The sequence below is a fragment of the Noviherbaspirillum sp. genome (assembly GCF_035627455.1).
Lineage (GTDB): Bacteria > Pseudomonadota > Gammaproteobacteria > Burkholderiales > Burkholderiaceae_D > Noviherbaspirillum.
In genome coordinates, this window is the sequence record NZ_DASPLS010000010.1 from 20,471 (window position 1) to 27,402 (window position 6,932).

General features: G+C 66.4%; 5 protein-coding genes. All 5 read left to right on the forward strand.

Going from position 1 to position 6,932, the window contains the following annotated elements; all coding sequences use genetic code 11:
• Window positions 1–83: 83 nt before the first annotated feature.
• Window positions 84–266 (forward strand): hypothetical protein, encoded by a 183-nt coding sequence (locus tag VEC01_RS01510; RefSeq protein WP_324898054.1) that lies wholly within the window; start codon window positions 84–86, stop codon window positions 264–266.
• Window positions 263–1,099 carry an alpha/beta hydrolase gene (locus VEC01_RS01515; protein WP_324898056.1) on the forward strand — a complete coding sequence of 279 codons (837 nt, stop codon included), beginning with the start codon at window positions 263–265 and terminating at the stop codon, window positions 1,097–1,099. The genes VEC01_RS01510 and VEC01_RS01515 overlap by 4 nt, the downstream gene beginning before the upstream one ends.
• 63 nt (window positions 1,100–1,162) lie before the next feature.
• A complete protein-coding gene (locus VEC01_RS01520; protein ID WP_324898058.1) occupies window positions 1,163–2,392 on the forward strand; it encodes an efflux RND transporter periplasmic adaptor subunit in 1,230 nt (409 codons plus the stop codon).
• Between the two features lie 107 nt (window positions 2,393–2,499).
• Window positions 2,500–5,676 carry an efflux RND transporter permease subunit gene (locus VEC01_RS01525; protein ID WP_324898060.1) on the forward strand — a complete coding sequence of 1,059 codons (3,177 nt, stop codon included), beginning with the start codon at window positions 2,500–2,502 and terminating at the stop codon, window positions 5,674–5,676.
• Window positions 5,673–6,932 (forward strand): efflux transporter outer membrane subunit (locus VEC01_RS01530; RefSeq protein ID WP_414691401.1); only part of this gene is annotated, 1,260 nt, incomplete at its 3' end. The genes VEC01_RS01525 and VEC01_RS01530, both read left to right, overlap by 4 nt.

Sequence of the window (6,932 nt, forward strand, 5' to 3'; positions counted from 1 at the left end):
ACAATCAATTCATTGCAAGGTTATTTATTCAGATTGTAGAACAAAGTTATCCTGCGTCGCATCAGCCCCTGAAGGAGAGCGCCATGACATTACAAGATGCAACTTTTGCCGCTGCAGTCGCTGTGCTGGCTTCGTCAGGCGCGGCGGGCATCGCATTCAGCGGTTCCCTCGCAGGCGGCAGCGGAGCGGTGAGCGCCGAGTACATCGGCTTCGAAGACATGGCGCGGCGCGTGTTCGCTTCGCTCCCGGAAAGGGACGCGTCATGAATGGAATGGTAAGCCCGGCCGTGCAGCAGCGCGACCTCGAAGCACAAGGCGCGCACGGCAAGCTGGCCGCCCGCCTGTATACGCCGGCGGGCGCACGCCGCGACGGCCTGCTGGTCTTCTTCCCGCCGGGCGCCTTCCTGCGCGCCGACCTCGACGAGGTCGACAGTTTCCTGCAGCTGCTCGCGCAGCGCAGTGGCTGGCGCGTGCTGGCCAGCAGCTACACGCTGCCCGCCGAGGCGCCGTTCCCGGCCGCGGTGGAAGATGCGCATGCGGTGCTGAAGTGGGCCGCGCGTCAGCGCGCCCGCCTCGGCTGGGACGGCTCGCGCCTGGTGACGGCCGGCATTGAGGCCGGCGGCAACCTCGCAGCGGTATCGGCCCTGCTGGCGCGGGACCGCGGCGGCCCGGCGCTGGCTGCGCAGCTGCTCATCATGCCGATGCTGGACCCGGGCCTGACGAGCTGCTCGATGCGGCAGGTCTCCAACGCCGACGGCACCGAGCGCGAGGCCGAGGCATGCGCCGCCGGGTACCGAGACTACCTCCCGCGGGCGGTGGACCGCACGCATCCGTATGCCTGCCCGCTGCAGTCGAGCCGCATGAAGGGGCTGCCGCCGGCGCTGGTGCTTTCCGCGCACGATGATCCGCTGCGCGACGAAGCCGAACAATACGGCGCCAAGCTGGCGGCCGCAGGCATTCCGGTGACGGCGAAGCGGCTCGGTCCGCTCCCGTTGCGCGAGCCGAATGCGCGCTGCAACTGCGTGCACAAGGACGAGGTGCTGGACACCATCGCCGCGTTCCTTGCCGGGCAGGACACGCGCAACGAACACGGCGCTTGACCTTCCCATAACGGGAGGGTTGATACTACGAACAACAAGGAAAACACGAAGAAGGGATACGCCATGCAACATCACTCCAACTCTTTCATCGCCGCGGGCGGTCTTGCGCTTTCGGCCATTGCCGCCCTCGTGCTGGCCGCCTGTGGCGAGCCGGCCGCCAAGGAAGCGCCGCAGCAGAATGCCGGCCCGCCGATCACCGCCGCCGCGGTGCTGGAGAAACCGGTCGTCGAAACCCAGGAGTTTTCCGGCCGCCTTGAGGCGGTGGAACAGGTGCAGATCCGCCCCCGCGTGTCCGGCTTCATCGCCGCGGTGAACGTCAAGCCGGGCGCGGAAGTGAAGAAGGGCGATGTGCTGTTCGTGATCGACCCGCGCCCCTATCAGGCCGAAGCCAGCCGTACCGAAGCGGCCGCGCTGGCCGCGCGCGCCAAGGCGGACCTCGCCAGGCTGGAACTGACACGGGCCGAGAAGCTGGTGGCCGACAAGGCAATTTCGCAGCGCGAGGCCGACGAGAAGGCGTCCGCTTACAAGGAGCTGGACGCGACCGCCCGCGCCGCCCAGGCCGCCTACGAGGCTGCCAGGCTGAACCTCGGCTTCACCAAGGTGCATTCGCCGATCGACGGCCGCGTGAGCAAGGCGGAAGTCACGCTTGGCAACCTGGTCGATGCCAGCGTGGTGCTGACCTCGGTGGTGTCGAGCAACCCTGTCTACGCCAGCTTCGATGGCGACGAAGACGCCTTCCTGCGGGTCGGCACCCAGGCTCGCAAGGGACAGCCGGTGACGGTGCGCGTGGGGCTCGCCAACGAGGAAGGTTTCCCGCATGAAGGCAAGCTGGAGTTCGTCGACAACCGCGTCGATCCGGCCACCGGCAGCGTGCGCATGCGGGCGGTGTTCAAGAATGCCGACAATGCGCTGGCGCCGGGCCTGTTTGCCCGGGTGCAGCTGATCCCGGCCGGCGCGGGCGCGAATGCGACGCTGGTGGCAGAGCGGGCGGTCGGCACCGACCAGAACCGCAAGTTCGTCTATGTCGTCACGCCGGACGGCAAGGCCGAGTACCGGCCGGTGCGCCTGGGGCCGGTGATCGACGGCATGCGCGTGGTGCGCGAGGGCGTCAAGCCGGGCGAGAAGGTAATCGTCAACGGCCTGCAGCGCGTGCGCCCCGGCGCGCCGGTGACGGCCGAGACGGTGCCGATGGATGCGGCGCTCACCGTCGGCGGCAAGGACCCGAAGCCGAAGGGCGACGCACCGAAAACGGCGAGCAAGACGCCCGACGCGCAGACCAAGGACAAGTCCTGAAACGCGCGGCGCGCGCCATCGGCTGACCGCCCCCTTTCATAGCAAGGATGCCGCCCGGCAGAAGCCGGGCGCGGGCGGTGCTTTTTCTCTTTCGACACGAGAACCCCATGAACTTCTCACGCTTCTTCATCGACCGCCCCATTTTCGCGGCAGTGCTGTCGATCATCATCTTCGTCGCCGGTGCGCTGGCGATCTTCAAGCTGCCGATCTCCGAATATCCGGAAGTGGTGCCGCCGTCGGTCGTGGTGCGCGCCCAGTATCCGGGCGCGAACCCGAAAGTGATCGCCGAGACGGTTGCCGCGCCGCTCGAGGAACAGATCAACGGCATCGAGAACATGCTGTACATGTCCTCGCAGGCCACCTCCGACGGCTCGCTGATGCTGACCGTCACCTTCAAGATCGGCACCAACGTCGAGCAGGCCGAAAGCCAGCTGCAGAACCGCGTGCAGCGGGCGTTGCCGCGCCTGCCTGAAGAGGTGCGCCAGATCGGCGTGACCACGGCGAAGAGCTCGCCCAATCTCACGATGGTGGTGCACCTCTCCTCCCCCAACGGCCGTTATGACGACGTCTACCTGCGCAACTACGCGGTGCTTAACATCAAGGACCAGCTTGCCCGCATCTCGGGCATGGGCGAGGTGCTGCTGTTCGGCGCCGGCGATTACGCGATGCGCGTGTGGCTCGACCCGCAGAAGGTTGCGGCCCGCAACATGACCGCAGGCGACGTGGTGGCCGCAATCCGCGAGCAAAACGTGCAGGTGGCCGCCGGCGTCATCGGCGCGGCGCCTTCAAGAAATGCGGAATTCCAGCTCACGGTGAATACGCAGGGCCGGCTGCAATCGGTGGAGGATTTCGAAAGCATCATCGTGCGCACCGGCGCCGATGGATCCGTCACGCTGCTGAAGGACGTGGCGCGCGTCGAACTCGGCTCCAACGACTATGCGCTGCGTTCGCTGCTGAACAACAAGTCGGCCGCCGCCATCGCCATCTTTGAAGCGCCGCAATCCAACGCCCTGCAGCTCTCGGCTGACGTGCGCGCCAAGATGGAAGAACTGAAGAAGGACTTCCCCGAAGGGGTAGATTACAGCGTGGTCTACGACCCGACGCAATTCGTGCGCGAATCGATCCGCGCGGTGATCCACACGCTGCTGGAAGCAGTGGCGCTGGTGGTGCTGGTGGTGATCGTCTTCCTGCAGACCTGGCGTGCCTCCATCATTCCGCTCGTGGCCGTGCCGGTGTCCATCGTCGGCACCTTCGCGGTGCTGCTCGGCTTCGGCTTCTCGATCAATACGCTGTCGCTGTTCGGGCTGGTGCTGGCCATCGGCATCGTGGTGGACGACGCCATCGTGGTCGTGGAGAACGTCGAGCGAAACATCGCCAACGGCCTCGGACCGCGCGAGGCGACGGTACAGGCGATGAAGGAAGTGAGCGGCCCTATCATCGCGATTGCTCTGGTGCTGTGCGCGGTGTTCGTGCCGATCGCGTTCGTGTCCGGCCTGTCCGGCCAGTTCTACCGCCAGTTCGCGTTGACGATCGCGATCTCGACAGTAATCTCGGCGTTTAACTCGCTTACCTTGTCGCCGGCCCTCGCCGCCACGCTGCTCAAGCCGCATGACGCACCGAAGGACGCGCTGACGCGCGGCATGGACCGCGTCTTCGGCCGCTTCTTCGCCGGCTTCAATCGCGTCTTCCATCGCGCTTCCCATCGTTACGAAGGGGGCGTGAAATCGGTGCTGGCCCGCAAGTCGGCCGCACTCGTGGTGTACGTGCTGCTCGCCGTCGCGGCGGTCTTCGTGTTCAGGTCGGTGCCGAGCGGCTTCGTGCCGGCGCAGGACAAGCAATACCTGGTCGGCTTCGCCCAGTTGCCCGACGCGGCGTCGCTGGACCGTACCGAGGACGTCATTCGCAAGATGTCAGATGTCGCGAAGACGGTGCCCGGCGTGCATGACTCCATCGCCTTCCCGGGCCTGTCAATCAACGGCTTTACCAATGCGCCGAACGCCGGCATCGTGTTCTTCGGCCTCGATTCCTTTGACAATCGCCGCGGGCCGGAGCTCTCCGGCATGGCGATCGCCCAACAGATCAACCAGAAGCTGGCCGGCATTCAGGACGCCTTCATCATGGTGTTCCCTCCGCCGCCCGTGAACGGGCTGGGCACGATCGGCGGCTTCAAGATGATGGTCGAGGACCGCGGCAATGTCGGCTACGACGAGCTTTACAAGGCGGTGCAGGCACTGCAGATGAAGGCCTGGCAAACGCCGGAACTTGCAGGCGTGTTCTCCAGCTACCAGATCAACGTACCGCAGCTGTTCGCTGATATCGACCGCACCAAGGCCAAGCAACTCGGCGTGCCGCTGGCGACCATCTACCAGACGCTGCAGATCAACCTCGGTTCGCTGTACGTGAATGATTTCAACCAGTTCGGCCGTACCTACCAGGTGCGTGTGCAGGCCGATGCGCCGTTTCGTTCTCATGCGCAAGACATTGCGCAGCTGAAGGTGCGCAACAGCAAAGGCGAGATGATTCCGCTGTCCTCGCTGATGCGCGTGAAGGACAGCTACGGCCCGGACCGCGTACAGCGCTACAACGCCTATGTCTCCGCCGACATCAACGGCGGCCCGGCCCCCGGTTTCTCCAGCGGCCAGGCGCAAGCGGCGATGGAACGCATCGCCAGGGAGGTGCTGCCCAAGGGCGTGACCTATGAGTGGACCGAGCTGACGTACCAGGAGATCCTGGCCGGCAACACCATGGTGTTCGTGTTCCCGCTGTGCGTGCTGCTCGTGTTCCTGGTGCTGGCCGCGCAATACGAAAGCTGGACGCTGCCGCTGGCGGTCATCCTGATCGTGCCGATGTCGATACTGTGCGCGCTGCTGGGGGTGAAGCTCACCGGCGGCGACAACAACATCTTCACGCAGATCGCGCTGTTCGTGCTGGTCGGCCTGGCGTCGAAGAACGCGATCCTGATCGTAGAGTTCGCCCGCGAGCTGGAGGACCACGGCCGCAGCATCGTCGAAGCCGCGCTCGAGGCGTGCCGCCTGCGCCTGCGCCCGATCCTGATGACCTCCATCGCCTTCATCATGGGCGTGGTGCCGCTGGTGTTCTCCAGCGGCGCGGGGTCGGAGATGCGCCATGCAATGGGCGTGGCGGTGTTCGCCGGGATGCTAGGCGTGACGCTGTTCGGCCTGTTCCTCACGCCGGTGTTCTACGTGCTGCTGCGCACGCTGGCCAAGCGTTTCGAAAAACAGAAACCGGCAGCCGTAACGGCCAAGCCGGAAGGAGTTGCATGATGTTCCAGGGATTGCACAAGTTCAAGCCGATTTTCGCCGCGCTCGTACTGACCGGCTGCGCGGCACCAGCCTTCCACCAGCCCGACGTCGACGTGCCTGCCGGCTTCAAGGAAGCCGCCGTCGACGGCAGGTGGAAGCCGGCGCAACCGGCCGAGGCGCAAGAGCGCGGCGAATGGTGGAAGGCGTTCGGCGACCCCGTGCTCGAAGCATTGATCGCCGACGCCACCGCTGCCAACCAGAACCTCGCCGCCGCCACCGCCCGCGTCAGGCAGGCGCGCGCACTGGCCGGCGTGGCCGAATCCGACCGCATCCCGCAGGTCGGCGTGCAGGCCGGCGCCCAGCGCGGCCGCGCCTCCGACGTGTCGCTCGGCCTGCCGGCCGGCACGCCGGTCGCGGTGGGCAACGTGTTCCAGGCCAAGCTCACCGCACACTACGAAGTCGACTTGTTCCGCCGGGTCGCCGCCAATGTGAGCGCCGCGCAAGCCGACGCCGCCGCCACTGAAGCGACCTTGCGCTCGGTATTGCTGGCCGTGCAGGCCGATGTCGCGCAGACCTATTTCCGGTTGCGCGCTGCCGATGCGGAATTGGCGTTCCTTAATGAGACGGTGAGGCTGCGCGAAGAAAACGTGCGTATCAACCAGCGCCGCTTCGACCTCGGCGACATCGGCGAACTGGATCTGGCGCGTGCCAGAACGGAATTGGCGACCACCCGCGCCGATGCCATCGGGCTGGAGCGCCAGCGTGCGCAGCTCGAGCATGCATTGGCCGTGCTGCTCGGCAAGCCGCCTGCGGCATTCACTGCCGACACCAATCCCCTGCTGGCATCGAACCTGCCCGGCATCCCGTCCGGACTACCGTCGGCGCTGCTGGAACGCCGGCCCGACATTGCCGCCGCCCAGCAGGCAATGATCGCCGCCAATGCCCGCATCGGCGTGGCCAGGTCGGCACGGTTCCCGGCGCTGCGCCTGACGGCCGCCGGCGGCGGCGAGTCGGCCGACCTGTCCGACGTCTTCACCTGGAGCAGCCGCACCTGGCTGCTCGGTGCGGTCGCCTCGCTGCCGATCCTCGATGGCGGGCGCAACCGCAACAACATCGTGCGTAGCGAAGCGGTGCTGGAGGAAGCAGTGGCCGTTTACCGGCAGAGCGTGCTGGCGGCATTCGCCGAAGTCGAGGACAACCTGATCGGCCTGCGCACGCTGGCCGGCCAAGCAGAGGCGATCGACGACGCGGTGGCTTCCGCGCAGCGCAGCGCGGAG